Here is a 25,472-nt window from a genome sequence, read left to right on the forward strand (position 1 = left end):
TTCTACGGGAGCGGTCGTTGTATGCTGCTCCGGTTGCCCGATGCGAATCGGGCCATTCCTCTCCTGACGAATCGGGTCGGTTCAATGCACTCCGCTCGTCGGGATTCACCGTAAGTGCATCTGAAGTCTTTGGAGTGACCCGTGGCTGCCAACTGCGACGTCTGCGGCAAGGGGCCGGGCTTCGGCAAGAGCGTTTCCCACTCGCACCGCCGTACCAACCGTCGTTGGAACCCCAACATCCAGACGGTGCGCGCGGTCATCGGGCGCACGCCGAAGCGGCTCAACGTCTGCACCTCGTGCATCAAGGCCGGCAAGGTCTCGCGCTGACGTCCTAGTCGTAGCGCAGCCCCGCCGGTTGCCTGAAAGCCGGTCCACCTCGGTGGACCGGCTTTTTGCCTTGCCCGGAGCCCGGGGCCCGGAGCCCGGTGTGCTGGGCGATGGGCTCCGGACGCCTCCCTACCCCCGCATCCGCCACCCATGATCCACCGGCCCGATCCCCGCCCCCAGGCGGAAGCCGCCCGCGATGGCTCCGGTGACGTACTCCTTCGCCGCCGCCACGGCCTCCGGGACGGTGTCCCCCCGCGCGAGCCGGGCGGCGACGGCGCTGGCGAGGGTGCAGCCGGTCCCGTGGGTGTGGCGGTTGTCGTGCCGGGGCGCGCGCAGCCAGTGTTCCTCGGAGCCGTCGGTGAGCAGGTCGACGGCGTCGCCCGCCAGGTGGCCGCCCTTGATCAGCGCCCAGCGCGGCCCGAAACCGAGGACCGCGGCGGCGGCCCGCGGCAGGTCCTTCTCGCCCGCCACCCGTACGCCCGTGAGCTGGGCGACCTCGTCCAGGTTGGGGGTGGCGAGGGTGGCGGTGGGCAGCAGTCGCGTACGCACCGCGTCCAGCGCGGAGGCGGCGAGCAGCGCGTCGCCGTGCTTGGAGACGCCGACCGGGTCCACGACGACCGGCGCGGACACCCCGGCGAGCAGGTCCGCGACCGTCTCGACCAGTTCCGGTGAGGAGAGCATCCCGGTCTTGACGGCCTGGACGCCGATGTCGTCCACGACGCTGCGGAACTGGGCCCGTACGGCCTCGGCGGGCAGCTCCCACGCGCCCTGCACACCCAGCGAATTCTGTGCGGTGACGGCGGTCAGCACGCTCATGCCGTGCGTGCCGAGCGCCAGCATCGTCTTCAGGTCGGCCTGGATGCCCGCGCCGCCGCCGGAGTCGGACCCGGCGACGGTCAGGACGCGTGGAGGGGTACGCATACCGGCGAATCTACCGGTGGCCCTCCCGGGGCCCGCCCGTGGTCCCTCGGAAGCGGACCCGTCCCCCGGCTCCTCAGGCGCCGGCTGCCGGATCGCCGTCCGGATCCTCGCCGAAGTGGTCCCAGCCCGCGTGCGCCCACGGCGCCCCGTCCACCGTCACCTGCGGCAGCGCCGACGGGTTCAGCACCTCGCCGATCACCTTCCAGCGGGCGGGCAGCTTCACGTCCGGCGGGAACGTCGCCACGATGGCGTGGTCCTCGCCCCCGTTGAGCACCCACTGCATCGGGTCCACGCCGACCGCCGTACCGATGTCGGACATCTGCGAGGGGATGTCGATCTGGCCCGAGCGCAGGTCGATCCGGACCTTGCTGGCCTCGGCGATGTGGCCGAGGTCGGCGACCAGGCCGTCGCTGACGTCCGTCATGGCGGTGGCGCCGAGACCGGCCGCCGCCGGGCCCGCGTGGTACGGGGGCTCGGGGCGGCGGTGCGCCTCCACGAAGGCGCGCGGGGAGCGGAAGCCGCGGGAGAGGACCGCGTGGCCGGCCGCCGACCAGCCCAGCCAGCCGGTGACGGCGACGACGTCGCCGGGCTGGGCACCGGATCGGGTGACGGGCTCCTGGTTGCGCAGGTCACCCAGTGCGGTGATCGCGACGGTGATGGTGTCACCGCGCACGACGTCGCCGCCGACCACGGCGGCGCCCGCCACGTGGCACTCGTCGCGCAGCCCGTCCATCAGCTCGGTGGCCCAGGTCGCGGGCAGTTCGGCGGGGACGACCAGGCCGAGCAGGATGGCGGTGGGCACCGCGCCCATGGCGGCGATGTCGGCCAGATTCTGTGCGGCGGCCTTGCGGCCCACGTCGTAGGCGGTGGACCAGTCGCGGCGGAAGTGCCGCCCTTCGAGGAGTACGTCGGTGCTGGCCACGACCCGGCGGTCCGGCGCGGTGACCACCGCGGCGTCGTCGCCCGGACCGATCCGTACGGCCGGGGTGGCGGTGAGCCGGGAGGTCAGCTCCCTGATCAGCCCGAACTCTCCCAGCTCGCCCACGGTGCCCTTCATGCTGCTGCCCTTCCGATGCGTACGGACGATCCGTACTGCGCTGCCGATCCGTACTGCGTCGCCGTCGCGTACCGCGTCGCCGCGGGCGCGGCCCCCGCTCCCCCGAGGTGGCCGGTCCCCGCGCCGCGCGTCGTGTTCCCCGCGCGGGTCTCCCCGGCGCGCGCACCGACGCGGTACCGTGGCGTCCCTTCTTCCCACATGATCCTCGAAGCCGCCCTGGAGGTCCCGTGGTACAGGCGTACATCCTGATCCAGACCGAGGTGGGCAAGGCGTCGGCCGTGGCGGAAGTGATCGCCAAGATCCCCGGCGTGATCCAGGCCGAGGACGTCACCGGCCCGTACGACGTGATCGTGCGGGCCCAGGCCGACACGGTCGACGAGCTCGGCCGCATGGTGGTCGCCAAGGTCCAGCAGGTGGACGGCATCACCCGCACCCTGACCTGCCCGGTGGTCCATCTCTAGCTCCCCCGTATGCTCGGCCGGGTGATCTCCTCGTCGCGCCGGCTGCTGGTTCCGGCCCTGCTCACCGTGGCGTTCGCCGCGGTGGGCTGCTCGTCCTCGGTCCCCGTCGCCGCCCCCTCGCCCACGGGCGACTCCACGCGGCAGTGCCGGGCACTCCAGAAGGAGTTGCCGCGGACCGTGGACGGGCTGGAGCGGGGCACCGCCGACCCGGTCTCGGACTTCACCGCCGTCTGGGGCGATCCCGCCGTCCGGCTGCGCTGCGGGGTACGCAAGCCCGCCGTGCTGACGCCTGGGAGTGAACATTACAACCCCGGTGCGGACGCGGCGGAAGTCGACGGTGTCGAGTGGCTCTTCGAGCAGCAGGACGACGGGTACCGCTTCACGACCGTGCTGCGCAGGACGTATGTCGAGGTCAGCGTGCCGGGGAAGTACGCCCCGGAGGTCAGTGTGCTCACCGACTTCGCGGACGCCGTCCGCAGGACGGTGCCGGCCGGGGTCTGAGGACGCCGGCCGGGCACGGTCCGGGGGTCAGCGCAGGCCCGTGGAGCGTCGCAGGGCCGCCTGGATCAGCAGGTCGACCAGCTCCGGGTAGCTCACGCCGCTCTCCTGCCACATCCGCGGGTACATCGAGATGGGCGTGAAGCCGGGCATCGTGTTGATCTCGTTGATGACGAACTCGCCGTTCTCCTGGAGGAAGAAGTCGGCGCGCACCAGGCCCTCGCAGGAGGCCGCCTCGAAGGCCGCCACGGCCAGCTCCTGGATTCGCGCGGTCTGCTCCGGGGTGAGCGGTGCGGGCACGATGCCGCTGGCCGAGTCGATGTACTTGGCCTCGAAGTCGTAGAAGGAGTGGTCCGAGACCGGCGGGATCTCGGCCGGCACGCTGGCGCGCGGGCCGTCCGCGAACTCCAGGACACCGCACTCGATCTCCCGGCCGCTCAGCAGCGACTCCACGATGATCTTGGGGTCGTGGCGGCGTGCCTCCTCGACGGCCTCGTCCAGCCCGGCGAGGTCGTCCACCTTGGAGATGCCCATGGAGGAGCCGGCCCTGGCGGGCTTCACGAACAGCGGCCAGCCGTGCTCGCCGGCGAAGTCCACGATCTTCTTGCGGGCCGCGGCGGGGTCCTGCTCCCACTCGCGCGGGCGGATGACCTCGTACGGGCCGACCGGCAGCCCGAAGGAGGTGAACACCCGCTTCATGTAGTCCTTGTCCTGGCCGACGGCCGAGGCGAGCACTCCGGAGCCCACGTAGGGCACGCCGGACAGCTCCAGGAGGCCCTGGAGGGTGCCGTCCTCGCCGTACGGGCCGTGCAGTACGGGGAAGACGACGTCGACCTCGCCGAGCACCTTGGGCGCCATGCCCGGCTCGCTGTAGACGACCTCGCGGCTGGTCGGGTCCACCGGCAGGACGACGGTGCCGTCGGCGGACTCGCTCAGCTCCGCCACGTTCGGCAGCTTCCGGTCGGTGATGGCCATCCGCTCCGGGGCGTCGGCGGTCAGCGCCCACCGTCCGTCGGCCGTGATGCCGATGGGCAGCACGTCGTACTTCTCGCGGTCGATGGCGGCCAGTACGGCGCCCGCGGTGACCACGGAGATGGCGTGCTCGGAGCTGCGCCCGCCGAACACGACGGCGACGCGGGGCTTCTGGGGAGAGGTCTCGCTGCTCATATCGCGTTGAGCGTACCTGCTGCCTCAGGAGGAGTCTGTGCCGCGGGCCCGGGAGTCGCCACGGTCCGGCCGTGGCCGGATGCCGCTCGGGCCCGGCGCCCGTCAGTGCCGCTCGGGCTTGGCGCTGCGCGACATCAGCTCCTTGAGGGCCACCAGCGGGGGCTTGCCCTCGTGGACGATGTCCACGACCGTCTCGGTGATCGGCATGTCGACGCCGTGCCGGCGCGCCAGATCCAGTACCGACTCGCAGGACTTGACGCCCTCCGCGGTCTGCTTGGTGACCGCGATGGTCTCCTCCAGCGTCATCCCGCGGCCGAGGTTGGCACCGAAGGTGTTGTTGCGGGAGAGCGGCGAGGAGCAGGTGGCGACCAGGTCGCCCATGCCCGCGAGGCCGGCGAAGGTGTGCGCGTCGGCGCCCATCGCGAGGCCCAGCCGGGTCGTCTCGGCGAGGCCGCGGGTGATCAGGGAGGCCTTGGCGTTGTCGCCCAGGCCCATGCCGCCGGCCATGCCGACCGCCAGCGCGATGACGTTCTTGACCGCGCCGCCCAGCTCCGCGCCGACCACGTCGGTGTTGGTGTACGGGCGGAAGTAGGGGGTGTGGCAGGCGGCCTGGAGGCGCCGGGCCACGGCCTCGTCCGCGCAGGCGACGACCGCGGCGGCGGGCTGCCGGGCGGCGATCTCCTTGGCGAGGTTGGGGCCGGTCAGCACCGCGACGCGCTCGGCGGGGGCCTTGGCGACCTCCTCGATGACCTCGCTCATCCGCTTGGCGGTGCCCAGTTCGACGCCCTTCATCAGGGAGACCAGGACGGTGTCGGCGGGCAGCAGGGGCGCCCAGGCGGCGAGGTTGTCGCGCAGCGTCTGGGACGGGATGGCCAGGACGGTGAAATCGGCGCCCTGGGCGGCCTCGGCGGGGTCGGTGGTGGCCCGTACGGACTCCGGCAGCTGTGCGTCCGGCAGGTAGTCGGGGTTGGTCCGGCCGGTGTTGATGGCGTCGACCAGGCCCGCTCTGCGGCCCCACATCGTCACCTCGCAGCCCGCGTCACCGAGCACCATCGCGAATGCGGTACCCCAGGACCCCGTGCCGTAGACGGCGCAGCGCGTCACTTGCCTTCATCCTCCTGTGTCTTCGGTGCCTGGTCGTCCAGGTCGACGCCCTGCTCGTCCCGCTTGCGTGCCCGCTCGGCGGCCTGCTGTTCCCGGCGGGCCCGGCTGCGCCGGACGGCGTCCTTGCGGTGGTCGTACGGCTCGGCCGGCGCCGGTTCGTTCCGCACCTCGGCGAGGATGTCGGTGACGGCGGCCATGACCTTGTCGGTCACCTCGCGCAGCACCTCGGCGGTGGGCTCCTTGCCGTAGAACTCGCTCAGGTCCACCGGCGGCCCCGCCTTGACCCGCAGGGTCTTGCGCGGGAACAGCCGCAGCTTCTTCTCCTTGGCGTACGGCGGCATCACCTCGTTGGCGCCCCACTGCGCCACCGGGATGACCGGTGCCTTGGTGAGCAATGCCACGCGGGCGGCCCCGGTCTTGCCCTGCATGGGCCACATGTCGGGATCCCGGGTGAGGGTGCCCTCGGGGTAGAAGGCGACGCATTCGCCCTTGTTGATGGCGGCCACGGCGGCGCGGAAGGCCACCGCGGCGTCGGCGGATTCCCGGTAGACCGGGATCTGGCCGGTGCCGCGCATCATCAGGCCGACGAAGCCGCCCTTGAAGAGCCCGGACTTGGCGAGGAATCGCGGGACGCGTCCGGTGTTGTACTGGTAGTGCGCGTACGAGAGCGGGTCCAGATACGAGTTGTGGTTGACCGCGGTGATGAATCCGCCGTCGGCGGGAATGTGCTCCATTCCCTGCCAGTCCCGCTTGAACAGAACCAGGAGCGGCGGTTTGCAGATGACCGCGGCCAAGCGGTACCAGAAGCCGATTCTGCGGCGGGACACTGGGACACCCTCCTTGTGGGATCTGCTGAGCTGCTGCGACCCGGCAGCCGCACAAGTGTCGCCCCAGGTACCCGCTATGTCGAGAACACCGTAACCCCGCCGCTCACGGATGGCGGTGACGGCAGGTGAGAATGAGGGCGATGCGAAGAGACGGAGCGGACGCGGGCTGGAGCCTGGTCGTGCCGCTGAAACCCCTGGTACGGGCGAAGAGCAGGCTGTCCCGGGCGGCGGGGGAGGCGCTCCGGCCCCAGTTGGCACTGGCGTTCGCGCTGGACACCGTGTCGGCCGCGCTGGCCTGCGAAGACGTCCTGGATGTGGCGGTTGTCACGGACGATCCGGTGGCCGGGGAGCGGTTGGCGGCCCTCGGAGCGCGGGTCGTGGCGGACGTACCGGCCCGTGGTCTCAACGCGGCGCTGGCGTACGGGGCGGGGCGGGTACGGCAGCGGCGCGCCGGCGCGGCCGTGGCGGCGCTGAACGCGGATCTCCCGGCGTTGCGGCCCGCGGAACTGGGGCGGGTGCTGTCGGCGGCCGCCGCATTTCCCCGGGCATTTCTCGCGGATGCGGCGGAAATCGGGACGACGCTGCTGTGCGCGGCGCCGGGAGTGGAATTGGCACCCGCTTTCGGAGGCCCGTCCCGGGCGCGTCACCGCGAATCGGGGGCGCACGAGATCGTGCTGCCGGACACCGAATCCGTACGCCGGGACGTGGACACCGGCGAGGATCTGCGGGCCGCGCTGGCGCTGGGCGTGGGGCGGCACACCGCCCGCTGCGTGCCGCGGATACGGGACCGTACGGCGGCGGAAGGTGTCAGGGCGCCCGGAGCGTGACGAAAGGCACCGGTAACGTCCGAGGGGAGGGGAAAGGCGCCGTGACGCCGGGAGGGCGGCGAAGGGCGGCGGATCGCCGGGAAAGGGCGGCGCGCGGCCGTCGGAGCGCCCGCGGGGTGCCGGAAAGCCGTCAGAATGTCTGAAGAGTGATGAGCACGATGCGGCGCCCGTCCTTCTCCTGGCCGCCGCCGACGTCGTCCATGACCTCGACGTCGATACGGACCCGCTGGCCGGGCCGCAGCAGCCGCAGGCCGCCGGCGTCGAAGGCCGCCGCGTCGAAGGGCAGCGGCGTACCGTCGTCGAGCAGCACGCTGCCGGAACGGGTCTGGGCGTCGTAGGTGTACGCGGTGGCCTGCATGGTGACCAGCCTAGACGGCGTACGGCGGCCGTACCGCACGCCCGGCGGGCCGCTCAGGACGCACCGCGGGCCGGGCTCCCCGGGGGGAGTCCGGCCCGACGCGTGGCGTCGCCGCTGCTGATTACCGCTTGCGGGCGGTGGTCTTCTTGGCGGTGGTCTTGCGGGCCGTGGTCTTCTTGGCCGGGGCCTTCTTCGCCGTCGCCTTCGTCGCGGGCGCGGTCTTCTTGGCCGTGGTCTTCTTGGCGGTGGTGGTGGCCTTCTTCGCCGGGGTCGCCTTCTTCGCGGCCGGGGTGGCCTTCTTGGCGGTGGCCGTGGTCTTCTTGGCCGCCGACTTCTTCGCCGTGGCGGTGGTCTTCTTCGCCGGCGTCGCCGTGGTCTTCTTGGCGGTGGCCGTGGTCTTCTTCGCCGGGGTCGCCTTCTTGGCGGCGGTGGCCGTGGTCTTCTTCGCGGCCGACGACTTCTTGGCGGTGGCCTTCTTGGCGGCGGCCTTGGCCGTCGTACGGGTGGAACCGCCCGAAAGGCTGCCCTTGGGAGCCTTCTTGACGGCCACGTCGTTCTTCGGGAGCTTCTTCGAGCCGCTGACCAGGTCCTTGAAGCCCTGACCGGCGCGGAAACGGGGCACCGAGGTCTTCTTGACCCGGACCCGCTCACCCGTCTGCGGGTTGCGGGCGTAGCGGGCCGGACGGTCCACCTTCTCGAACGAACCGAATCCGGTGACCGATACGCGGTCGCCGGAGACAACTGCACGGACGATTGCGTCCAGTACCGCGTCCACCGCGTCCGCGGCGTTCTGACGGCCGCCGAGCTTGTCGGCAATGGCTTCTACGAGCTGCGCCTTGTTCACGTCTTCCCCTTCGGAGACATTGCTGGAACGAAAGTGTTCAAGCCTTTTCGCACGTTAGGCAGATATATACCGCAAATCAAACACGAAACGGGCTAATCACCCTTGTGCCGCAACGAACTCGACCTTCACGGAGTTCCGTCGGCGTGCACGTCTTCGGGAAAGCGACCCTCGTCGAGGTCGTTCATGAACCACTCCAGACGCCTTGCCGCGTCCGCCAGATCGTGTTTCGCCGCCGCCGTGATGACGAGCAGCTTCCGGGTCAGCGCCATGCGTACGCCCTCCGGGACTTGCAGTGTCCGCACTCGTGTGTGTGCGTCCTTGAGTCGGTCGGCGACGAGACCGTAGAGCTTGAGTTGGTCGTCGCGTTCCATGCGCTAATTGTGCCATCTGCGGCGAGTTGTCGCTTCACGGGGCCTCAACAGCAGCCTTCACACGCCGATGCGCCCCCTGCCAACTAGCAAGGGGCGCATCGTACGCAATAAGGCTTTGAGCCAAAAAACCCGAGGTCAGACTACTACCGTACGCGGCTTGAACGACGGCCTGTTCGCCTCGTACGTGGCGATGGCCTCCTCCTCCCGAAGGGTGAGGCTGATGTCGTCCAAGCCCTCCAGCAGCCGCCAACGCGCGTTCTCGTCCAGCTCGAACCCTGCGGTGATGCCCGGTGCCCGGACCTGCCGGCCGACGAGGTCGACGGTGACCTCGGCCGCGGGGTCCGCCTCGGCGAGCTTCTGCAGCGCCTCGACGGTCTCCTGCGGGAGCACCACGGTCAGCAGTCCGTTCTTCAGCGAGTTGCCCCGGAAGATGTCGGCGAAACGCGAGGAGATGACGGCTTTGAAGCCGTAGTTCTGCAGGGCCCAGACCGCGTGCTCGCGCGAGGAGCCGGTGCCGAAGTCGGGTCCGGCCACCAGGACGGTCGCCCCCCGGTACGCGTCCTGGTTCAGCACGAACGCCGGATCCTTGCGCCAGGCCTCGAAGAGCCCGTCCTCGAAGCCGTCGCGGGTGACCTTCTTGAGCCAGTGCGCCGGGATGATCTGGTCGGTGTCCACGTTGCTGCGGCGCAGCGGGACGGCCCGGCCGGTGTGGGTGGTGAAGGCTTCCATGGTTCAGACTCCCGCGGGCGTACGTACGTCGGCGTCGGCCAGATCGGCCGGCGATGCCAGATGGCCGAGAACCGCCGTTGCGGCGGCGACCTGGGGCGAGACCAGGTGGGTGCGGCCGCCCTTGCCCTGCCGTCCCTCGAAGTTGCGGTTGGAGGTGGAGGCGGAGCGCTCGCCGGGGGCCAGCTGGTCCGGGTTCATGCCCAGGCACATCGAGCAGCCGGCGTGCCGCCACTCCGCACCGGCTCCGGTGAACACCTTGTCGAGCCCCTCCTCGACCGCCTGGAGGGCGACCCGCACGGAGCCCGGTACGACGAGCATCCGTACGCCGTCGGCGATCCGGCGGCCCCGTACGACCTCGGCGGCGGCACGCAGGTCCTCGATCCGCCCGTTGGTGCACGAACCTACGAAGACGGTGTCCACACGGATGTCGCGCAGCGGCTGACCCGCCGTCAACCCCATGTATTCCAGGGCCTTTTCGGCGGCGAAGCGCTCCGATGCGTCTTCGTACGAAGCGGGGTCGGGGACGGCCGACGAAAGCGGCGCACCCTGGCCCGGGTTGGTGCCCCAGGTGACGAACGGGGCCAGCTCGGAGGCGTCGATGACGACCTCGTGGTCGAAGACCGCGTCGTCGTCGGTGCGCAGCGTCCGCCAGTACGCGACGGCGTCGTCCCACTCCTGCCCCTGGGGCGCGTGGTCGCGGCCCTTCAGGTAGGCGAAGGTGGTCGCGTCGGGGGCGATCATGCCGGCCCGGGCGCCCGCCTCGATGGACATGTTGCAGATGGTCATCCGGGCCTCCATCGAGAGCTTCTCGATGGCCTCGCCGCGGTACTCGATGACGTACCCCTGGCCGCCGCCGGTGCCGATCCGGGCGATGACGGCGAGGATCAGGTCCTTGGCGGTGACGCCGTCGGGCAGCTCGCCCTCGACGGTGACGGCCATGGTCCGGAAGGGCGCCATCGGCAGTGTCTGGGTGGCCAGCACGTGCTCGACCTGGCTGGTGCCGATGCCGAAGGCCAGCGCGCCGAACGCGCCGTGGGTGGAGGTGTGGCTGTCGCCGCAGACCACCGTGGTGCCGGGCTGGGTCAGTCCCAACTGCGGTCCCACCACGTGGACGACTCCCTGCTCGACGTCGCCCAGCGGGTGCAGCCGGACGCCGAACTCCGCGCAGTTCTTGCGCAGCGTCTCCAGCTGGGTGCGCGAGACGGGGTCGGCGATGGGCTTGTCGATGTCGAGGGTGGGGGTGTTGTGGTCCTCGGTGGCGATGGTGAGGTCGGTGCGCCGCACCCGGCGCCCGGCCTTGCGGAGGCCGTCGAACGCCTGCGGGCTGGTCACCTCGTGCAGCAGGTGCAGGTCGATGAAGAGGAGGTCGGGCTCGCCTTCCGCGCGCCGGACGACGTGGTCGTCCCAGACCTTCTCCGCGAGTGTCCGTCCCATCGCTTTCCCTCCGGCCGGCCGCATTGCCGGCCCAACTCGACTGTGTGCAAAGCGCCCGTCCCCCGGTTGCGGGCGTCGTGCCGGGCCCTGGTCGGGGGCCGTGCCTACAGATTGGCGGCTTCCCCGGAAAATTGAACTTGCGTTTCACACTGTGAGACGCGAGTATCGTTGCATGGACAACTCTAGCGGCGTCGGCGTTCTCGACAAGGCAGCTCTGGTACTGAGCGCTCTGGAGTCCGGTCCGGCCACCCTCGCCGGGCTGGTCACGGCGACCGGGCTCGCACGACCCACGGCACACCGGCTGGCCGTGGCACTGGAACACCACCGGATGGTGGCGAGGGACATGCAGGGCCGGTTCATCCTCGGCCCGCGGCTGTCGGAACTGGCCGCGGCGGCCGGCGAGGACCGCCTGCTGGCCACGGCCGGACCGGTGCTCACGCATCTGCGGGACGTGACGGGCGAGAGCGCGCAGCTCTACCGGCGCCAGGGCGACATGCGGATCTGTGTGGCCGCGGCGGAACGGCTGTCCGGACTGCGGGACACCGTCCCGGTCGGCTCCACGCTCCCGATGAAGGCCGGCTCGGCGGCCCAGATCCTGATGGCCTGGGAGGAGCCGGAGCGGCTGCACCGGGGCCTCCAGGGCGCGCGTTTCACGGCCACCGCGCTGTCCGGCGTACGGCGCCGGGGCTGGGCCCAGTCGATCGGCGAGCGGGAGCCGGGCGTGGCCTCGGTCTCCGCCCCCGTACGCGGCCCCTCGAACCGCGTGGTCGCCGCCGTCTCGGTCTCCGGGCCGATCGAGCGGCTGACCCGCCACCCGGGCCGGATGCACGCCCAGGCGGTCATCGACGCGGCGGCGCGCCTCAGCGAGGCGCTGCGGCGCACCGGCTGACCAGCGAGAACACCGGCCGGCCGGAGCGCCGCCACGCGTCGCGCCGCGGGCGTCAGCCGTACTGCGGCACGCTCGCGGGTGCGGTCGTCCTGCCGCGCCGGCCGGCCGGCGCGACGCCGTACGCGGCCCCCAGCCCGGTCGGCGGCACCGTGTGGTAGATCGTGCTGTACGCCCCCGCCGGCACGACGTAGGTCTCGTGCCAGATACCGACTCCCCCCTTGCCGCTCCGCGCGCGGCGGTTGAACGCCGCCCACGCGGGGCGGTGCGCCATGTCCTGCTCCGAGGCGTACGCGTACAGCTTCTCGCGCGACTCCCAGTACTGGATGACGGTGAAGGAGCGCGGCCCGCCGCTCAGCAGCCGGAATCCGAGCAGTCCCGCACTCCGCTCGCGCGACAGCTCCTTGAGCATCCGCGGCATCCCCAGCCACACAGGCGCCCAACTCCGCACGTCCCGCCACCTGTTGACACGCATGCCGATCAGGAAGACGACGACCTCCCCGTCGGTGTCCACCACCATGCGCCCCGGCACGACCTTGTCGCTCACGACTGCCCCCCTGCCTCTCCGGACTTTGGATAGCGGCACTATCCATGCTTGGATAGTGACACTCTCCAAGGAAGGGCGCAAGCGGATGCGACTGGCGGAACTGAGCGAACGCAGCGGAGTGCCCACCGCCACGATCAAGTACTACCTGCGGGAGAAGCTGCTCCCGCCGGGCGAGCGGGTCACCGCCACCACGGCCGAGTACGGGGACGCCCACCTGCGCCGGCTGCGCCTGGTGCGGGCGCTGGTCCAGGTCGGGAAGATGCCGGTGGCCACCGCGCGCGAGGTGCTGGCCGCGGTCGAGGACGAGTCGCTGGACCACCACATGCGCCTCGGCGCGGCCGTCTGGGCCCTGCCGCACGATCCCGGGCCCGCCGAGGAGACCCCGGAGACCACCGCCGCGCGCGGGACGGCGGACGCACTGCTGCGCCGCCTGGGCTGGCAGTACGGGCTGGAGCTGGGGGCGGTCTCCCCCGCGTACGGGATGCTGGTGAACGCCCTGGCCGCGCTCGCCCGGCTCGGCTATCCGCACACCGTCGAGAGCGTGCTGCCGTACGCCCGGATCGCCGGCGAACTGGCCGTCGCCGACCTGGACTTGGTGGAGGAGTACGAGACGCCGGCCGAGCAGGTGGAGGCGGCGGTGGCGCTGACCGTCCTCATGGAACCGGTACTGCTGAGCCTGCGGCGGCTCGCGGAGGCGGAGGAGTCGCACCGCCGGTTCCGCGGCGACGCGTGAGGCGGGCGCCCCGTCCCGGGGCGCCCCATGCGAAAAGGCCCTCCCCAGCGGGGAGGGCCTTTCCTTGCGCGTACCCCCGACCGGATTCGAACCGGCGCTACCGCCTTGAGAGGGCGGCGTGCTAGGCCGCTACACAACGGGGGCTTGCTCTGCAGAACCGCAGGTGACCTGCGATTTCGCGCTGGGCTACCAGGACTCGAACCTAGACTAAATGAACCAGAATCACTCGTGCTGCCAATTACACCATAGCCCATGGTGGTTTAGACCAGTACCCCCGACCGGATTCGAACCGGCGCTACCGCCTTGAGAGGGCGGCGTGCTAGGCCGCTACACAACGGGGGCCCTAGCGATCCTTGCGTCGTCGCATCCGGGAGCGACCCGAAGGTGACGGTGAGAAAGGATCTGTACCCCCGACCGGATTCGAACCGGCGCTACCGCCTTGAGAGGGCGGCGTGCTAGGCCGCTACACAACGGGGGCTTGCACTGCGCGATCAAGAGACCTTGAGAAGATCTCTTGCTGGGCTACCAGGACTCGAACCTAGACTAACTGAACCAGAATCAGTCGTGCTGCCAATTACACCATAGCCCACCAGAACGCAACCCCTCGCCGGGGTCTTGTTCGGCTTGCGCTTCCCGGCCCGGCCTTTCGGCCCGCCCGGGCGGCGCAGAAAGAACATTACCCGAAGGTGGACGACGCTCCAAAACCGATAAGGCCGCGCACCAGCGGGGGCACCTCGGCGAGCCCCCCGACCCGCGTCACCCCGGCCGGCACCTCGCCCCGCTGCCCCGCCCGGTCCACCCACACCGCGCCCAGCCCGGCGTCCCGCGCGCCGATGGCGTCCACGTCCAGCTTGTCGCCCACGTAGAGCACGCGGCCGGGCTTCAGCCCCATCGCGTCACAGGCCGCCCGGAACGCCTCCGCCGCCGGCTTCGCGTGCCCCAGCTCGTCGGCGCACAGCACCACCTCGAAGTGATCGCGGATGCCCAGCGTCCGCAGCTTGCGGTCCTGGTTGGCGACGGAGGAGTTCGACAGCACCCCCTGCCGGGCCAGCGGCGCAAGATCCTCCAGGGCCCGCGCGGCGTCCGGAAAGAGCGTCCAGGCGGCCTCGTAGAGCGCGACGTACCGCCCGAACCAGGCATCCGCCTCGTCATCACTCAGCGGCGTCCCCAGAAAGGTGCGCGCCCGCTCCCTGCGGTGCTCCAGAAAACCCAGCTCCCCCGCCAGGAAGCGCGCGAAGGCTGCCTCCATGCACTCCCGCCACCGCCCGAGCGCGCACTCGGCGTCCGCGTACCGCCCGAGCAGCCCCTCCGCCTCGATGTGCCGCAGGGCTCCCACGCGGTCCGACCCCGTGTAGTCGAAGAGCGTGTCGTCCACGTCCCAGAGGACGGCGTCGATGGTCATGGAACCGACCGTACCGGGGCGGACCCCGCGGGATCTTGGTTTTCGCCCTGCGCACGTCAAAGCCATGGCATGCTGTCGCCCTGCCGGGGCGCCGATTCCGCGCCCCGTCCGGAATCGGACGGGGAGTGACCGACCAGTGATCGACATGAAGCGTGCCGCCGTGGTGGGCCTGGCCGTGGCAGGCCTGGGACTCGGCAGCCTGGTGACCGCCGCACCGGCCGCCGCGAACGGAACGGCACCCGCCTGCGTCAAGCGCAACGTCTTCACGGTGGTGGGCCGCTACTGGGAAGCCCGCGTCGAGAACACCTGCGGCAAGACCGTGCGCGTCCGCGTGGTCGGCTCCTTCGGCCCCTTCGACTGCCACACCCTGAAGAACGGCCAGAGCTACCGGCACCACAGCGACTGGGGCAAGTACAAGCGCGTCGAGGTCTGCTGAGGCGCGCTCGCGCGCCGAAGGTGACGTGGGGGGCTCGGCTTGCCGGGCCCCTGCGCGTGGTCAGCGGTTACGTACGCACGGGCGGGCGGGCGCCGTGCCCTTTGATCGCGGCGAGGAACGCGGCGATGCTGTCGCGGGTAGCTGAGAGAACCACCTCGGGGGCGTCGCTCTCCCGGAGACGGAGGGTGCCGTCGGAGGCGGCGGCGATGTTCACACAGTTCACCGCCGCGTTGCTGTACGAGGACTTCTGCCACTGGTAATCGCACATCGTCGGGCCTCACACACTCTTCGCGATCTTGTGGATGAAGTTGCGACTCTCGGCGGGATCGAGTGCACACCGACGCATGCGGTCCAGAACCTCCCGGTAACGGGCGAGCTGATCCTCCGCGTGGAGAATCTCAAGGCCGTGGTCGGTATCCAGCAGGACGGTGTCCAGTTGGGGCACGGGCCCACACGCATAGGTGATCGGTTGGCCGCCTGATGCGGGAAAATCCGCCTGCCCGAAAGGGACCACCTGGATCGTGACGTTCTCGTGCTCACCCATGTCCATGAGATGCCGAAGCTGTGCACGCACGACGTCGGCCCCACCGATCCCCATCCGCAACGCGGCTTCGTGGATGATCGCCGTGTAGGGCAACGGTATTTCCCTGTGCAGGACGCCCTGGCGCCTGATGCGGAACGCAGTGCAGTGTTCGATCTCGAACGGGCGAAGCGGAGGCACGTTCTGGCTGTATGCGGCGCGGACGTGTTCGGCGCACTGCAGGAGGCCGGGCATAGCCACGAGCACGGCGACCCGCAGCGCCGTGGCCTCGTGTTCGAACTCGGCTACCTCGACCAGCGCCGCGGGCAGCAACTCGCGGTATTCGTCCCACCAGCCGCGCGTACGGCCGCCGGTCATCGCGGCCAGCGCCTGGACGAGGGCATCGTCCGAACACTCGTAGAGCCGGGCCAGCGCCCTGACACGGTCCGCGCTGACCGCGTAGTTGCCCGCCTCGATGTTGCTGATACGCGACTGCGGCGCGCCGAACAGTTCTCCGGCACGCGTCGCGGACAGTCCTGCGTGCTCCCGAAGACGGCGCAGCTCGGCCCCAAGACGCCGCTGTCTGACCGTCGGCGGGACCTTGGCACGGACCAATACCTTCTGCCTTTCACTCACAGGAGTGGTAGCGGTACGGAATCCAGCCAATCAATGGTCTGCATACCAGCAACCGCCCTAGTCTCCTCGCTGTCGGCCAAGCAACTTCGCCCACAGGCGGGAGACTTCACATGACCACCGTATCCCCACCCCCACCCCTCCCCGGCCCCCCTGATGGGTTCGGGCGGGAGGTACAAGAACTGGTCGACGCCACCGCGCCCCGTCTCTTCGCCGTCGTCGAGGAGTACGCCGTCGGTGGGTTCCGGGACGCGCGGGTCGCCGCATGGGGCCTCGCCTACGAGGACGGGCGGGCGGATGTCGCCGGCGTGGACTGCGGCTTCCGGATGTCGGTGACGGCGCCGGAGCGCGCGGCCCGGTTCGTGTCGATGCGGCCGGGGAGTCTGGGGAGCGTCGTCTGGCCGGGGGCATGAGGGCCCGGCCGAGCGGACCGATTCGACCGTCGCCGGTCATGGTGCGTCCGCCGGGACACGGAAGCCCCGATTTCCTGGATGCGTGCCCCGGCGCCGCCTACCGTGAGTCCCGCCCTGCCTACACGTACCGGAGGTCGCCGGCCATGGACAGAGAGATCGAAGTGGATCGGAACGCCTGCGAGCGGACTCCGGACGCCATCCGTACGGCGTTGCAGCGGCGCCCGGACTGGCTCCAGTACTTCGAGCAGGACTGGCTCAGCGCGGCGGCGGAATTCGACCGTGCGGAGCTGGACCGGGTCGTCGACAAGTGGTTCCCCTTCGCTTGCGCGTGTGCGACGCCCGGCTACCTGGATCAGGTGGAGCAGATGGCCAAGCGCCTGGCGGAGGGGGACACGGAGGGCATGGTCTTCCGGGACGCCGAGGGGAATGCGTACGACGCCGAGAACAATCCCATCGACGTCGGCAGGTGCCCATGACCGCTTACGTCATCAGGTACGCGGACCGCGCCGCACGGTGCAAGGCAGCCCTGAGCGCCGCACAACGGGTCTCCTTGGAGGAGCTGGAGAAACGGCTCAGCCTCAATCCGTTCGGCGCGCCCGCCAAGAGCCATCGGGACAACAGCTGGTCGGCCACCTTCGAGGGCGGCTTCGTCCAGTACGTGGTGTCCAACACGCACGTCGTGATCAACGTCATCGATCTCGTGGCCGCGTGAGCCGGAGCCGTCACCTACGAAAGGGCGGCCACCGGCACCCGGTGACCGCCCTTCGGCGTACGGCGTCAAGCCTCCGCGTTACGCGCCCAGCTTCGCCAGCGCCGCGTCGATGCGCGCCAGCGTCCGGTCCTTGCCCAGGATTTCCAGGGACTCGAAGAGGGGGAGGCCTACCGTGCGGCCGGTGACAGCGACGCGGACGGGGGCCTGGGCCTTGCCGAGCTTGAGGCCGTGGGCCTCGCCGGCGGCCAGGACGGCCTCCTTGAGGGAGTCGGCGCTGGACCAGTCGGCGCCGGACAGCTTCTCGCGGGCGGTGGTGAGCAGGGCCACCGGGTCGCCCTTCATCGCCTTGGTCCAGGACGCCTCGTCCTCGACCGGCTCCTTGCGGAAGAGGAAGTCGACGTTGGCGGTGATGTCGGAGAGGACCGTCAGGCGGGTCTGCGCGTGGGGCGCGATGGCCTGCCAGGCGGCCTCGTCGAAGTCCGCCGCGTCCCAGGTGGCGTGCGGGGCCTGGAGCCAGGGGCGGCACGCCTCGGCGAAGGCCTTCGGGTCGAGGCGGCGGATGTGGTCGGCGTTGATCGCCTCGGCCTTCTTCAGGTCGAAGCGGGCCGGGTTGGCGTTGACGTCGGCGATGTCGAAGGCCGCGACCATCTCCTCGATGGAGAAGACGTCCTGGTCGGCGGAGAAGGACCAGCCGAGGAGGGAGAGGTAGTTCAGCAGGCCCTCGGGGAGGAAACCGCGCTCGCGGTACAGGTTGAGGGACGCCTGCGGGTCGCGCTTGGAGAGCTTCTTGTTGCCCTCGCCCATGACGTACGGGAGGTGGCCGAAGGCGGGGATCGACTTGGCGACGCCCAGTTCGATCAGGGCCTTGTAGAGGGCGACCTGGCGGGGGGTGGAGGAGAGCAGGTCCTCGCCGCGCAGGACGTGGGTGATCTCCATGAGGGCGTCGTCGACCGGGTTGACGAGCGTGTAGAGGGGGGCGCCGTTGGCGCGGAGGATGCCGTAGTCCGGCACGTTCTCCGGGGTGAAGGTCAGCTCGCCGCGGACCAGGTCGGTGAAGGTGATCGGCTCGTCCGGCATCCGGAAGCGGACGATCGGCTCGCGGCCCTCGGCCTCGTACGCGGTGATCTCGTCGGCGGTCAGCGCGCGGCACTTGCCGTCGTAGCCCGAGGGCTTGCCGGCGGCGCGGGCGGCCTCGCGGCGGGCGTCCAGCTCCTCGGTGGAGCAGTAGCACTTGTACGCGTGGCCGGCGTCCAGCAGCTTCTGCGCGACGTCCTTGTAGAGGTCCATGCGCTGCGACTGCCGGTACGGCGCGTGGGGGCCGCCGATCTCGGGGCCCTCGTCCCAGTCCAGGCCCAGCCAGCGCATCGAGTCCAGGAGCTGGTTGTAGGACTCCTCGGAGTCGCGGGCCGCGTCGGTGTCCTCGATACGGAAGACCATGGTGCCCTGGGTGTGCCGGGCGAAGGCCCAGTTGAACAGGGCGGTGCGGACCAGGCCCACGTGGGGGTTGCCGGTCGGGGAGGGACAGAAACGGACGCGGACGGGGGTCGCGTTAGCCACGCTTGATCACCTTGTTGGTGAGAGTGCCGATGCCTTCGATGTGGACGGCGACCTCGTCGCCGTCCTGGAGGGGGCCGACCCCGGCCGGGGTGCCCGTGAGGACGACGTCGCCGGGGAGCAGCGTCATCGCCTCGGTGATGTGCACGATCAGGTCCTCGACGGAGCGCACCATCTCGCTCGTACGGCCGAGCTGGCGCTGTTCGCCGTTGACGGTGCACATGATCGTCAGGTCGCTGGGGTCCAGCTCGGTCTCGACCCAGGGGCCGAGCGGGCAGGAGGTGTCGAAGCCCTTGGCCCGGGCCCACTGCGCCTCGCGCTTCTGCACGTCGCGCGCGGTGATGTCGTTGGCGCAGGTGTAGCCGAGGACGACGTCCTTGACGCGCTCGCGGGGGACCTCGCGGCACATGCGGCCGATGACGACGGCGAGCTCCGCCTCGTGGTGCACCTCCTGGGAGAAGGAGGGGTACACCACGGGGTCGCCGGGGCCGACCACCGAGGTGGAGGGCTTGAAGAAGGTGACCGGCACGTCCGGGACCTCGTTGCCCAGCTCGCGCGCGTGTTCGGCGTAGTTGCGGCCGACCGCGACGACCTTGTTGGGCAGGACCGGGGGCAGCAGGCGGACCTTGTCCAAGGGGACCTTGTGGCCCGAGCGCTCGAATTCCGCGAAGGGGTGTCCCTTGATGACGTCGATGTCGTCGCCGTCGAGGACGCCGAAGCCGACGTTGCCGTCGATGGAGAATCTGGCGATGCGCACGGGTTGCCGCTGCCCCTCATTGATCACTGGCCGGAGTTGACACTCCAGGCTATCGCGGGGGCGCGGCCGGCCCGCTTCCCCTTGGTCACACGGCCGCGTCCGCGGCGTCGGCCGGTGCGGGGACGGCCTGCGGCGCGGGGGCGTCCATCAGGACGGTGCGGCGGGGGTTGGCGGTCTGGGTGGGCAGCTCGACGGCGTGCTCCGGTGCCTCGGCCGCGGCGCTCTGGAGCTCGTCGGCGTCCTTGAGGTGCGCGAGGGTGGTGCGGCGCGGGTTGGCTATGTTGCGGAACATCATCGTGGTCTTCACTGCTTGTGCCTCGCGTAAGGACGTCGGGAAACAAGGCCGTTTCCCGCACGCGCGGGGTTACGGCCTTGTCATTTCGGGCAACTGTGTAAAGCGACAGGCTATGCGCGCTATTCCCCGCGCGCGTCCGGGAAAGTCGACCGGGTGCCTGTGAGTTTGCTCACGAACTGTGCGACAAATGCCGCATTTCTCATGATCAACATCCAGGGGCGAAACGGACATTGCAGGATTGAAGCCCATGTTCCGCTCCCGATCACCGCACCTGGGACAGGGCGTACGCGTGAGCGACTCGCGGGCATAAGTCCGTTATCGACAGCGCCACTCTCTACACGTTGTGACGCGTTCCGTACATTGCGTCACGCATGTCACGGGGGACGGCACCGCCCTTGTTGGAGATCCGGCACTGTGCTGGAATTCCACGGACCGCCGCAGGTTTCAGCCGGACGGCGCGCAGGGGGCGCAGCGAAGCGCCGCGCGGTGGTGCCGCTCTCTCGGCCAGAGAGGGCAGCTCGCCGGTCACTCACGACCGCCACACGGGGGCCCCGGTCCCCTACGACTCGACAACCGTCCCGCCGTTCACGCGGAGGGACGCCTGGTCCAGAGGTTGCGACGCTAGTGCAGGGACGTTTCAAGAGGGATGGCATGGGGTCTCCCCAGGCCCGCCAGGGCCAAGGGGAAGCTGCGGCGGACCCGGAGCTGCGCGGCGGGAGCGACCGCGCCTCCTCGCCCCAGCACGGCCCGGGCTCCGGCCCGTCGGCCGGGGGTGACTCCGCCGACGGCGCCTCGCCCAAGCCGTCGAAGGGCGCCAAGGAGCCGAACGGCACCGGCGCGCGAATAGCCATGCGCAACTGGCGCATCAGCACCCGTCTGGTCTCCCTGCTGGCGCTCCCCGTCATCGCCGCGACCACGCTGGGCGGCATGCGGATCTCCACCTCCCTGGAGAACATCGACCAGCTCGACAAGATGCAGCTGCTCACCGAGATGACGCGGCAGGCCACCGAGCTGGCCGACGCACTCCAGGTGGAGCGGGACAAGTCGGCGGGTCCGATCGCCGGCACCGGCAACGTCAAGGACGACGCCAGCGTCGTCGCCCCCCGTGAGGCGACCGACCGGGCCAAGCAGGCGTTCAACAAGGCCACCGGTGACGTCCAGCGCGACGACCCGACGATGGCCGGTGTGCAGGCGACCCTGCTGGACATCGGGCGTCAGCTGAACACCCTCAACGAGATCCGCAACAACGCGTACAAGGACGGCGACAACGCCGCCCGTACGGTCAGCAGCTACAACCAGCTGATCACCTCGCTGCTCGCGCTCTCCCAGGACATGGCGCAGGCGACCAGCAACCCGGAGATGATCCGCAGCACCCGTGCGCTCGCGGCGTTCTCCTCCGCCAAGGAATACGCGTCGATGCAGCGCGCGCTGGTCAGTGCCGGCCTCGCACACAAGGGCGGCCCGCAGCTGTCCTCCAACGACCGGCTGGCCGGCCGCACCGCCGAGGACAACGAGAAGGCGGCCCGCGACCGCTTCTCGCAGATCTACAACGGCGCCACCGACCTGACCAAGGGTCTGGACGGCAACAACGACGACATCAAGGCGGCCGTCGCCTTCGCGCACCGGGCCTTCGCCAGTGACGGCGGTATCCACGGCGAGGACTACAAGTACCTCGACTGGTACGACACCGACACCGTCAAGATCGACGAGATGGGCCGTATCGAGAGCTCGCTGCTCTCGCAGATGGAGCAGAAGTCCCGCGAGCTGCGCAACGAGGCGACCCAGGAAGCGATCCTGAGCGGTGCGCTGATCCTGCTGGTCCTCGGCATCTCGCTGGTCGGCGCGTTCGTCGTGTCCCGGTCCATGGTGCGTTCGCTGCGCCGTCTTCAGGACACCGCGCAGAAGGTCTCCCAGGAGCGCCTGCCCGAGCTGGTCAAGCAGCTGTCCGAGGCGGACCCGCAGGACGTGGACACCTCCGTGGAGTCCGTCGGCGTGCACAGCCGGGACGAGATCGGCAAGGTGGCCGCGGCCTTCGACGACGTGCACCGCGAAGCCGTCCGTCTGGCGTCCGAGCAGGCGCTGCTGCGGGGCAACGTCAACGCGATGTTCACCAACCTCTCGCGCCGCAGCCAGGGCCTCATCCAGCGCCAGCTCTCGCTCATCTCCGAGCTGGAGTCCCGCGAGGCCGACCCGGACCAGCTGTCCTCGCTGTTCAAGCTGGACCACCTCGCGACCCGTATGCGCCGTAACGGTGAGAACCTCCTCGTCCTCGCGGGCGAGGAGCCGGGCCGCCGCTGGACGCGCCCGGTGCCGCTGGTCGACGTCCTGCGTGCCGCCGCGTCCGAGGTGGAGCAGTACGAGCGCATCGAACTGAGCGCCGTACCGCAGACCGAGGTCGCGGGCCGCGTCGTCAACGACCTCGTCCACCTGCTCGCCGAGCTGCTGGAGAACGCCACCTCGTTCTCCTCCCCGCAGACCAAGGTCAAGGTCACCGGTCACGCGCTGCCCGACGGCCGCGTGCTGGTCGAGATCCACGACACCGGCATCGGCCTGTCGCCCGAGGACCTGTCCGCGATCAACGAGCGGCTGGCCAGCCCGCCGACGGTGGACGTCTCGGTCTCCCGCCGCATGGGTCTGTTCGTGGTCGGCCGCCTGTCGCTGCGGCACGGCATCCGGATCCAGCTGCGGCCGTCCGACTCGGGCGGTACGACGGCGCTGGTCATGCTGCCGGTCGATGTCGCCCAGGGCGGCAAGAAGCCCCAGCCGGGCGGCAAGGGCGGGCCGGGCGCCGGCCCCGTCGAGAGCGGCCCGTCCACCCCGAGCCTGCCGAACACCCCGAACGCCTCCGCCAACCGCCTCGCCGGCCTGCAGCCGCGCGGCCAGGTCGGCGCGGGCGGCGCGCGCCCGGCGCTGCCGGGCCGCGGTGGTCCGGGCGGCCCCGGTGCCGGTGCGTTCGGCGCGCCGGGCGGCCGTACGGGCAACGCCCCTGCCGGGCCCGCGAAGAGCGGTGCCGGTGCCGGTCAGCTGAGCGACGGGCGTCCGGCGCTGCCGACCCGTGGCGCGCCGCCGGCCGGTGCGAACACGGGCGCCGGTACGGGTGCCGGTGACACCTCGCAGATGCCGACGGTCGCTCCCCCGACGGGTGCGCCCCGCCGCGACGAGCGCGCGCAGCTTCCGCAGCGCGGTGCGGCCGGTGAGCTGACCGGCGGCGCGGACGCCGCCGGCGGTCCGGCGCAGCCCGGCACCACGAGCTGGGGCGCCCGCCGTGAGCGCGGTGCCTCCGACGACTGGCCGATGACGCCCCGCCAGGCGCAGGACCAGCCGCGCGGCCACGAGGAGCCGGAGACCACCGGCACCTTCGCCCGCCCGGCGGCCGGCGGCCCCGGTGACACGGCGGAGTTCGCCCGTCCCGACTTCGACGCCCCGCCGCCCGGCGCGGACCGCGGTCAGGCCGACGGCCCTGGTGACACCGGCGAGTTCGCCCGCCCGGACGCCTTCGGTACCGGCGCGCCGCAGCGCGACAACCAGACCACCGGCCAGTACGAGCTGCCCGCCGACCTGCGCGGCGAGCCGTCGCAGGGCCCCGGCGACACCGGGCAGTTCGCCCGTCCGGGCGCCGAGCGCGGTGGCTTCGGCGAGTACGGCGACACCGCGTACGAGAACAACGGTTACGACCCGAACGCGGGCAGCGGCTTCGGGGGCGGCAACGCCTTCGGCGGCGCGCCGCAGCAGGGCGCCGGCGCCACCGGCGAGTTCGCGCTCCCCGCCGACCTGCGGAACGGGTCGCAGCAGGGCACCGGCGAGTTCGCCCGGCCGGCGCAGGACCGGCAGCGTCCGGACGACGGCGCCGGTGACCTGCTCGGCGGCGGTTCGCCGGCCGGCCCCGGGGACGGCCGTACGCCGATCTTCGACACCATCGAGTCCAACTGGTTCAGCCACCCGGCCTCCGGCGCGGCCTCCGTTCCGGAGCAGGCCGCGGAGGAGCCGCAGGCCCCGTCGGCGGAGCGCTCCGAGGCGCCGCCGCTGCCGCGCCGCGAGCCCGGCGCCGCGACGGGCGGTGCGGCTGGCGGTACGTCCGGTGCGGGCCTGCTGAACGGTGCCGCCGCCGACGACCGCGCGCAGGGCCAGCAGGGCCAGTGGCGCGCCTCCCCCAACGACGAGCGCTGGCGGCAGGCGGAGCAGATCCGCCAGCCCGCCGCCGGCGGCGTCACCACGTCCGGACTGCCCCGCCGCGTGCCGCGCGCCAACCTGGTCGCCGGCACCGCGCAGCAGCAGTCGAACCAGACCGGTCCGCAGGTCTCGCGTGCGCCCGATGACGTGCGCGGCCGTCTGACCAATCTTCGTCGGGGTATCCAGCAAGGCCGTTACCGGGCCGAGGAGAACGCCTCCACCGGCAACCACGGCATTGTCGACCCCACTCACCAGCAGGAGCGTTAGTTGAGTCCGATGAGCCAGGCGGCGCAGAATCTGAACTGGTTGATCACCAACTTCGTGGACAACACCCCCGGTGTGTCCCACACGGTGGTGGTCTCCGCGGACGGACTGCTCCTCGCCATGTCCGAGGGTTTCCCGCGCGACCGTGCCGACCAGCTGGCGGCGGTGGCGTCGGGGCTGACCTCGCTGACCTCGGGTGCCTCGCGCATCTTCGAGGGCGGCGCGGTCAACCAGACCGTGGTGGAGATGGAGCGCGGCTTCCTCTTCATCATGTCCGTCTCCGACGGATCGTCGCTGGCCGTCCTGGCGCACCCCGAGTGCGACATCGGCCTCGTCGGTTACGAGATGGCCCTGCTGGTCGACCGCGCGGGCACCGTGCTGACGCCCGACCTGCGCGCCGAGCTCCAGGGCAGCCTGCTGCACTGAGTCCCGCCGAACGTCACGACCCGACCCACCGACCACCGTGCCGCACCCCCCACCGGCCCAACCCGACGACAGTCAGTTGTCCCGTCCGGAGGACCCCATGACCCCGCCACCTGCCTCGCCCGGCCCGTACGGCGCCTACAGCCAAGCGCCGTACGGGGGCGAAGGTGACCAGCCGCTGGTCCGCCCGTACGCCATGACCGGGGGACGGACCCGGCCGCGCTACCAGCTCGCCATCGAGGCGCTGGTCAGCACGACCGCCGACCCGTCCCAGCTGCCCGGTCTGCTGCCGGAGCACCAGCGCATCTGCCACCTGACCCGCGAGGTGAAGTCGGTCGCCGAGGTCTCGGCGCTGCTGCACATCCCGCTGGGTGTGGCCCGGATCCTGGTCGCGGACCTGGCGGAGGCCGGCATGGTGGCGATCCACCAGCCGGGCGGCAGCACCGAAGCCGGCGGTACGCCCGATGTGACGCTGCTGGAAAGGGTGCTCAGTGGACTTCGCAAGCTCTGACGGGGCCGGGCCCGCCGCCGGTCAGGGCGGCGGGTCCACCACCTCCGCCAAGATCGTGGTGGCGGGCGGCTTCGGCGTGGGCAAGACCACGTTCGTCGGGGCCGTCTCGGAGATCAACCCGCTGCGCACGGAGGCCGTGATGACCTCCGCCTCGGCGGGGATCGACGATCTGAGCCATGTCCAGGACAAGACCACCACGACGGTGGCGATGGACTTCGGCCGCATCACCCTGGACCAGGACCTGATCCTGTACCTCTTCGGTACCCCCGGTCAGGACCGCTTCTGGTTCAT

The 25,472-nt window shown here is 70.9% G+C and carries 31 protein-coding genes and 5 tRNA genes; 14 read left to right on the forward strand and 22 right to left on the reverse strand.

Going from position 1 to position 25,472, the window contains the following annotated elements:
* Positions 1-141: 141 nt before the first annotated feature.
* Positions 142-327: a 50S ribosomal protein L28 gene (gene rpmB / locus AB0L45_RS28320; RefSeq protein WP_003984695.1), complete on the forward strand. Its 186-nt coding sequence runs from the start codon at positions 142-144 to the stop codon at positions 325-327.
* Between the two features lie 129 nt (positions 328-456).
* On the opposite strand, the gene thiD is transcribed toward rpmB, so the two are convergent.
* Together thiD and AB0L45_RS28330 are read right to left on the reverse strand one after the other, a co-directional pair.
* Entirely contained in the window at positions 457-1,248 is a 792-nt protein-coding gene (gene thiD / locus AB0L45_RS28325; RefSeq protein ID WP_365844772.1) for a bifunctional hydroxymethylpyrimidine kinase/phosphomethylpyrimidine kinase, read from the reverse strand.
* A gap of 73 nt (positions 1,249-1,321) precedes the next feature.
* On the reverse strand, positions 1,322-2,305 hold the full coding sequence (locus tag AB0L45_RS28330; protein WP_365844773.1) for a thiamine-phosphate kinase: 984 nt from the start codon (positions 2,303-2,305) through the stop codon (positions 1,322-1,324).
* A gap of 227 nt (positions 2,306-2,532) precedes the next feature.
* Between AB0L45_RS28330 and AB0L45_RS28335 the strand changes: the two genes are divergently transcribed.
* Both AB0L45_RS28335 and AB0L45_RS28340 read left to right on the forward strand, forming a co-directional pair.
* Positions 2,533-2,766, forward strand: coding sequence for an Lrp/AsnC ligand binding domain-containing protein (locus tag AB0L45_RS28335; RefSeq protein WP_030018372.1), 234 nt, complete (start codon positions 2,533-2,535; stop codon positions 2,764-2,766).
* Between the two features lie 9 nt (positions 2,767-2,775).
* Complete coding sequence (locus tag AB0L45_RS28340; RefSeq protein ID WP_365844775.1) at positions 2,776-3,267, forward strand: DUF3515 domain-containing protein; 492 nt, start codon at positions 2,776-2,778, stop codon at positions 3,265-3,267.
* Between the two features lie 27 nt (positions 3,268-3,294).
* Here the strand turns inward: AB0L45_RS28340 and AB0L45_RS28345 are convergent, their stop codons facing one another.
* From AB0L45_RS28345 to AB0L45_RS28355, 3 genes are all read right to left on the reverse strand, one after another.
* Entirely contained in the window at positions 3,295-4,431 is a 1,137-nt protein-coding gene (locus AB0L45_RS28345; protein WP_365844777.1) for a D-alanine--D-alanine ligase family protein, read from the reverse strand.
* Between the two features lie 102 nt (positions 4,432-4,533).
* On the reverse strand, positions 4,534-5,535 hold the full coding sequence (locus AB0L45_RS28350) for an NAD(P)H-dependent glycerol-3-phosphate dehydrogenase (RefSeq protein WP_365844779.1): 1,002 nt from the start codon (positions 5,533-5,535) through the stop codon (positions 4,534-4,536).
* Complete coding sequence (locus tag AB0L45_RS28355; RefSeq protein ID WP_365844781.1) at positions 5,532-6,362, reverse strand: lysophospholipid acyltransferase family protein; 831 nt, start codon at positions 6,360-6,362, stop codon at positions 5,532-5,534. The genes AB0L45_RS28350 and AB0L45_RS28355 overlap by 4 nt, the downstream gene beginning before the upstream one ends.
* A gap of 140 nt (positions 6,363-6,502) precedes the next feature.
* Between AB0L45_RS28355 and cofC the strand changes: the two genes are divergently transcribed.
* Complete coding sequence (gene cofC / locus AB0L45_RS28360; protein ID WP_365844783.1) at positions 6,503-7,189, forward strand: 2-phospho-L-lactate guanylyltransferase; 687 nt, start codon at positions 6,503-6,505, stop codon at positions 7,187-7,189.
* A gap of 130 nt (positions 7,190-7,319) precedes the next feature.
* Here the strand turns inward: cofC and AB0L45_RS28365 are convergent, their stop codons facing one another.
* The 5 genes from AB0L45_RS28365 to leuC all read right to left on the reverse strand — a co-directional run bounded on the left by AB0L45_RS28365 (position 7,320) and on the right by leuC (position 10,925).
* On the reverse strand, positions 7,320-7,547 hold the full coding sequence (locus AB0L45_RS28365; RefSeq protein WP_365844785.1) for a hypothetical protein: 228 nt from the start codon (positions 7,545-7,547) through the stop codon (positions 7,320-7,322).
* Positions 7,548-7,668: 121 nt separating this feature from the next.
* Positions 7,669-8,391, reverse strand: a complete 723-nt coding sequence (locus AB0L45_RS28370) for an HU family DNA-binding protein (protein ID WP_365844787.1) — start codon at positions 8,389-8,391, stop codon at positions 7,669-7,671.
* A gap of 125 nt (positions 8,392-8,516) precedes the next feature.
* Positions 8,517-8,762, reverse strand: a complete 246-nt coding sequence (locus AB0L45_RS28375; RefSeq protein WP_360131275.1) for a hypothetical protein — start codon at positions 8,760-8,762, stop codon at positions 8,517-8,519.
* Positions 8,763-8,897: 135 nt separating this feature from the next.
* Positions 8,898-9,491 (reverse strand): 3-isopropylmalate dehydratase small subunit, encoded by a 594-nt coding sequence (leuD, locus tag AB0L45_RS28380; RefSeq protein ID WP_365844789.1) that lies wholly within the window; start codon positions 9,489-9,491, stop codon positions 8,898-8,900.
* A 3-nt stretch (positions 9,492-9,494) separates the two neighbouring features.
* On the reverse strand, positions 9,495-10,925 hold the full coding sequence (gene leuC / locus AB0L45_RS28385) for a 3-isopropylmalate dehydratase large subunit (protein WP_365844791.1): 1,431 nt from the start codon (positions 10,923-10,925) through the stop codon (positions 9,495-9,497).
* Between the two features lie 172 nt (positions 10,926-11,097).
* Between leuC and ndgR the strand changes: the two genes are divergently transcribed.
* The gene (gene ndgR, locus AB0L45_RS28390) at positions 11,098-11,814 is read left to right on the forward strand and encodes an IclR family transcriptional regulator NdgR (protein ID WP_003984709.1); all 717 of its coding nucleotides are present in this window, start codon (positions 11,098-11,100) and stop codon (positions 11,812-11,814) included.
* 52 nt (positions 11,815-11,866) lie between these two features.
* Here ndgR and AB0L45_RS28395 read toward each other — a convergent pair whose 3' ends face one another.
* A complete protein-coding gene (locus AB0L45_RS28395) occupies positions 11,867-12,358 on the reverse strand; it encodes a DUF4188 domain-containing protein (protein ID WP_365844793.1) in 492 nt (163 codons plus the stop codon).
* Between the two features lie 85 nt (positions 12,359-12,443).
* Here AB0L45_RS28395 and AB0L45_RS28400 point away from each other — a divergent pair, with 85 nt between their 5' ends.
* Complete coding sequence (locus AB0L45_RS28400) at positions 12,444-13,091, forward strand: MerR family transcriptional regulator (protein WP_365844840.1); 648 nt, start codon at positions 12,444-12,446, stop codon at positions 13,089-13,091.
* A 71-nt stretch (positions 13,092-13,162) separates the two neighbouring features.
* Here AB0L45_RS28400 and AB0L45_RS28405 read toward each other — a convergent pair.
* The 6 genes from AB0L45_RS28405 to AB0L45_RS28430 form a co-directional block, all read right to left on the reverse strand.
* Positions 13,163-13,235, reverse strand: a tRNA-Glu gene (locus AB0L45_RS28405).
* Between the two features lie 37 nt (positions 13,236-13,272).
* Positions 13,273-13,344: transfer RNA gene (locus AB0L45_RS28410), tRNA-Gln, on the reverse strand.
* A 16-nt stretch (positions 13,345-13,360) separates the two neighbouring features.
* Positions 13,361-13,433 (reverse strand) — tRNA-Glu (locus tag AB0L45_RS28415).
* Between the two features lie 63 nt (positions 13,434-13,496).
* Positions 13,497-13,569, reverse strand: a tRNA-Glu gene (locus AB0L45_RS28420).
* 39 nt (positions 13,570-13,608) lie between these two features.
* Positions 13,609-13,680, reverse strand: a tRNA-Gln gene (locus AB0L45_RS28425).
* A gap of 87 nt (positions 13,681-13,767) precedes the next feature.
* Positions 13,768-14,493: an HAD family hydrolase gene (locus AB0L45_RS28430; RefSeq protein ID WP_365844795.1), complete on the reverse strand. Its 726-nt coding sequence runs from the start codon at positions 14,491-14,493 to the stop codon at positions 13,768-13,770.
* Between the two features lie 136 nt (positions 14,494-14,629).
* Between AB0L45_RS28430 and AB0L45_RS28435 the strand changes: the two genes are divergently transcribed.
* Complete coding sequence (locus AB0L45_RS28435) at positions 14,630-14,929, forward strand: hypothetical protein (protein WP_365844797.1); 300 nt, start codon at positions 14,630-14,632, stop codon at positions 14,927-14,929.
* Between the two features lie 67 nt (positions 14,930-14,996).
* Here the strand turns inward: AB0L45_RS28435 and AB0L45_RS28440 are convergent, their stop codons facing one another.
* Positions 14,997-15,197: a DUF397 domain-containing protein gene (locus AB0L45_RS28440; protein ID WP_365844799.1), complete on the reverse strand. Its 201-nt coding sequence runs from the start codon at positions 15,195-15,197 to the stop codon at positions 14,997-14,999.
* A 9-nt stretch (positions 15,198-15,206) separates the two neighbouring features.
* Entirely contained in the window at positions 15,207-16,085 is an 879-nt protein-coding gene (locus AB0L45_RS28445) for a helix-turn-helix transcriptional regulator (RefSeq protein ID WP_365844801.1), read from the reverse strand.
* A 110-nt stretch (positions 16,086-16,195) separates the two neighbouring features.
* Between AB0L45_RS28445 and AB0L45_RS28450 the strand changes: the two genes are divergently transcribed.
* The 3 genes from AB0L45_RS28450 to AB0L45_RS28460 all read left to right on the forward strand — a co-directional run bounded on the left by AB0L45_RS28450 (position 16,196) and on the right by AB0L45_RS28460 (position 17,207).
* On the forward strand, positions 16,196-16,495 hold the full coding sequence (locus AB0L45_RS28450) for a hypothetical protein (protein ID WP_365844803.1): 300 nt from the start codon (positions 16,196-16,198) through the stop codon (positions 16,493-16,495).
* Positions 16,496-16,638: 143 nt separating this feature from the next.
* A complete protein-coding gene (locus tag AB0L45_RS28455; RefSeq protein WP_365844805.1) occupies positions 16,639-16,971 on the forward strand; it encodes a DUF6247 family protein in 333 nt (110 codons plus the stop codon).
* Positions 16,968-17,207: a hypothetical protein gene (locus AB0L45_RS28460; protein ID WP_365844807.1), complete on the forward strand. Its 240-nt coding sequence runs from the start codon at positions 16,968-16,970 to the stop codon at positions 17,205-17,207. The genes AB0L45_RS28455 and AB0L45_RS28460 overlap by 4 nt, the downstream gene beginning before the upstream one ends.
* A 78-nt stretch (positions 17,208-17,285) precedes the next feature.
* On the opposite strand, the gene gltX is transcribed toward AB0L45_RS28460, so the two are convergent.
* From gltX to AB0L45_RS28475, 3 genes are all read right to left on the reverse strand, one after another.
* A complete protein-coding gene (gltX, locus tag AB0L45_RS28465; protein WP_365844809.1) occupies positions 17,286-18,764 on the reverse strand; it encodes a glutamate--tRNA ligase in 1,479 nt (492 codons plus the stop codon).
* The gene (locus AB0L45_RS28470) at positions 18,757-19,518 is read right to left on the reverse strand and encodes a fumarylacetoacetate hydrolase family protein (RefSeq protein WP_365844811.1); all 762 of its coding nucleotides are present in this window, start codon (positions 19,516-19,518) and stop codon (positions 18,757-18,759) included. The genes gltX and AB0L45_RS28470 overlap by 8 nt, the downstream gene beginning before the upstream one ends.
* An 85-nt stretch (positions 19,519-19,603) precedes the next feature.
* Entirely contained in the window at positions 19,604-19,825 is a 222-nt protein-coding gene (locus tag AB0L45_RS28475) for a hypothetical protein (RefSeq protein ID WP_365844813.1), read from the reverse strand.
* 639 nt (positions 19,826-20,464) lie between these two features.
* Here AB0L45_RS28475 and AB0L45_RS28480 point away from each other — a divergent pair.
* The 4 genes from AB0L45_RS28480 to AB0L45_RS28495 all read left to right on the forward strand — a co-directional run.
* Positions 20,465-24,250, forward strand: coding sequence for a nitrate- and nitrite sensing domain-containing protein (locus tag AB0L45_RS28480; RefSeq protein ID WP_365844815.1), 3,786 nt, complete (start codon positions 20,465-20,467; stop codon positions 24,248-24,250).
* 9 nt (positions 24,251-24,259) lie between these two features.
* A complete protein-coding gene (locus AB0L45_RS28485) occupies positions 24,260-24,673 on the forward strand; it encodes a roadblock/LC7 domain-containing protein (protein ID WP_365844842.1) in 414 nt (137 codons plus the stop codon).
* Positions 24,674-24,770: 97 nt separating this feature from the next.
* A complete protein-coding gene (locus AB0L45_RS28490; RefSeq protein WP_003986417.1) occupies positions 24,771-25,181 on the forward strand; it encodes a DUF742 domain-containing protein in 411 nt (136 codons plus the stop codon).
* Positions 25,162-25,472: ATP/GTP-binding protein (locus AB0L45_RS28495; RefSeq protein ID WP_365844817.1), on the forward strand; the 311-nt coding region annotated here is incomplete at its 3' end. The genes AB0L45_RS28490 and AB0L45_RS28495, both read left to right, overlap by 20 nt.

It is taken from the genome of Streptomyces sp. NPDC052496 (genome assembly GCF_040679095.1).
Lineage (GTDB): Bacteria > Actinomycetota > Actinomycetes > Streptomycetales > Streptomycetaceae > Streptomyces.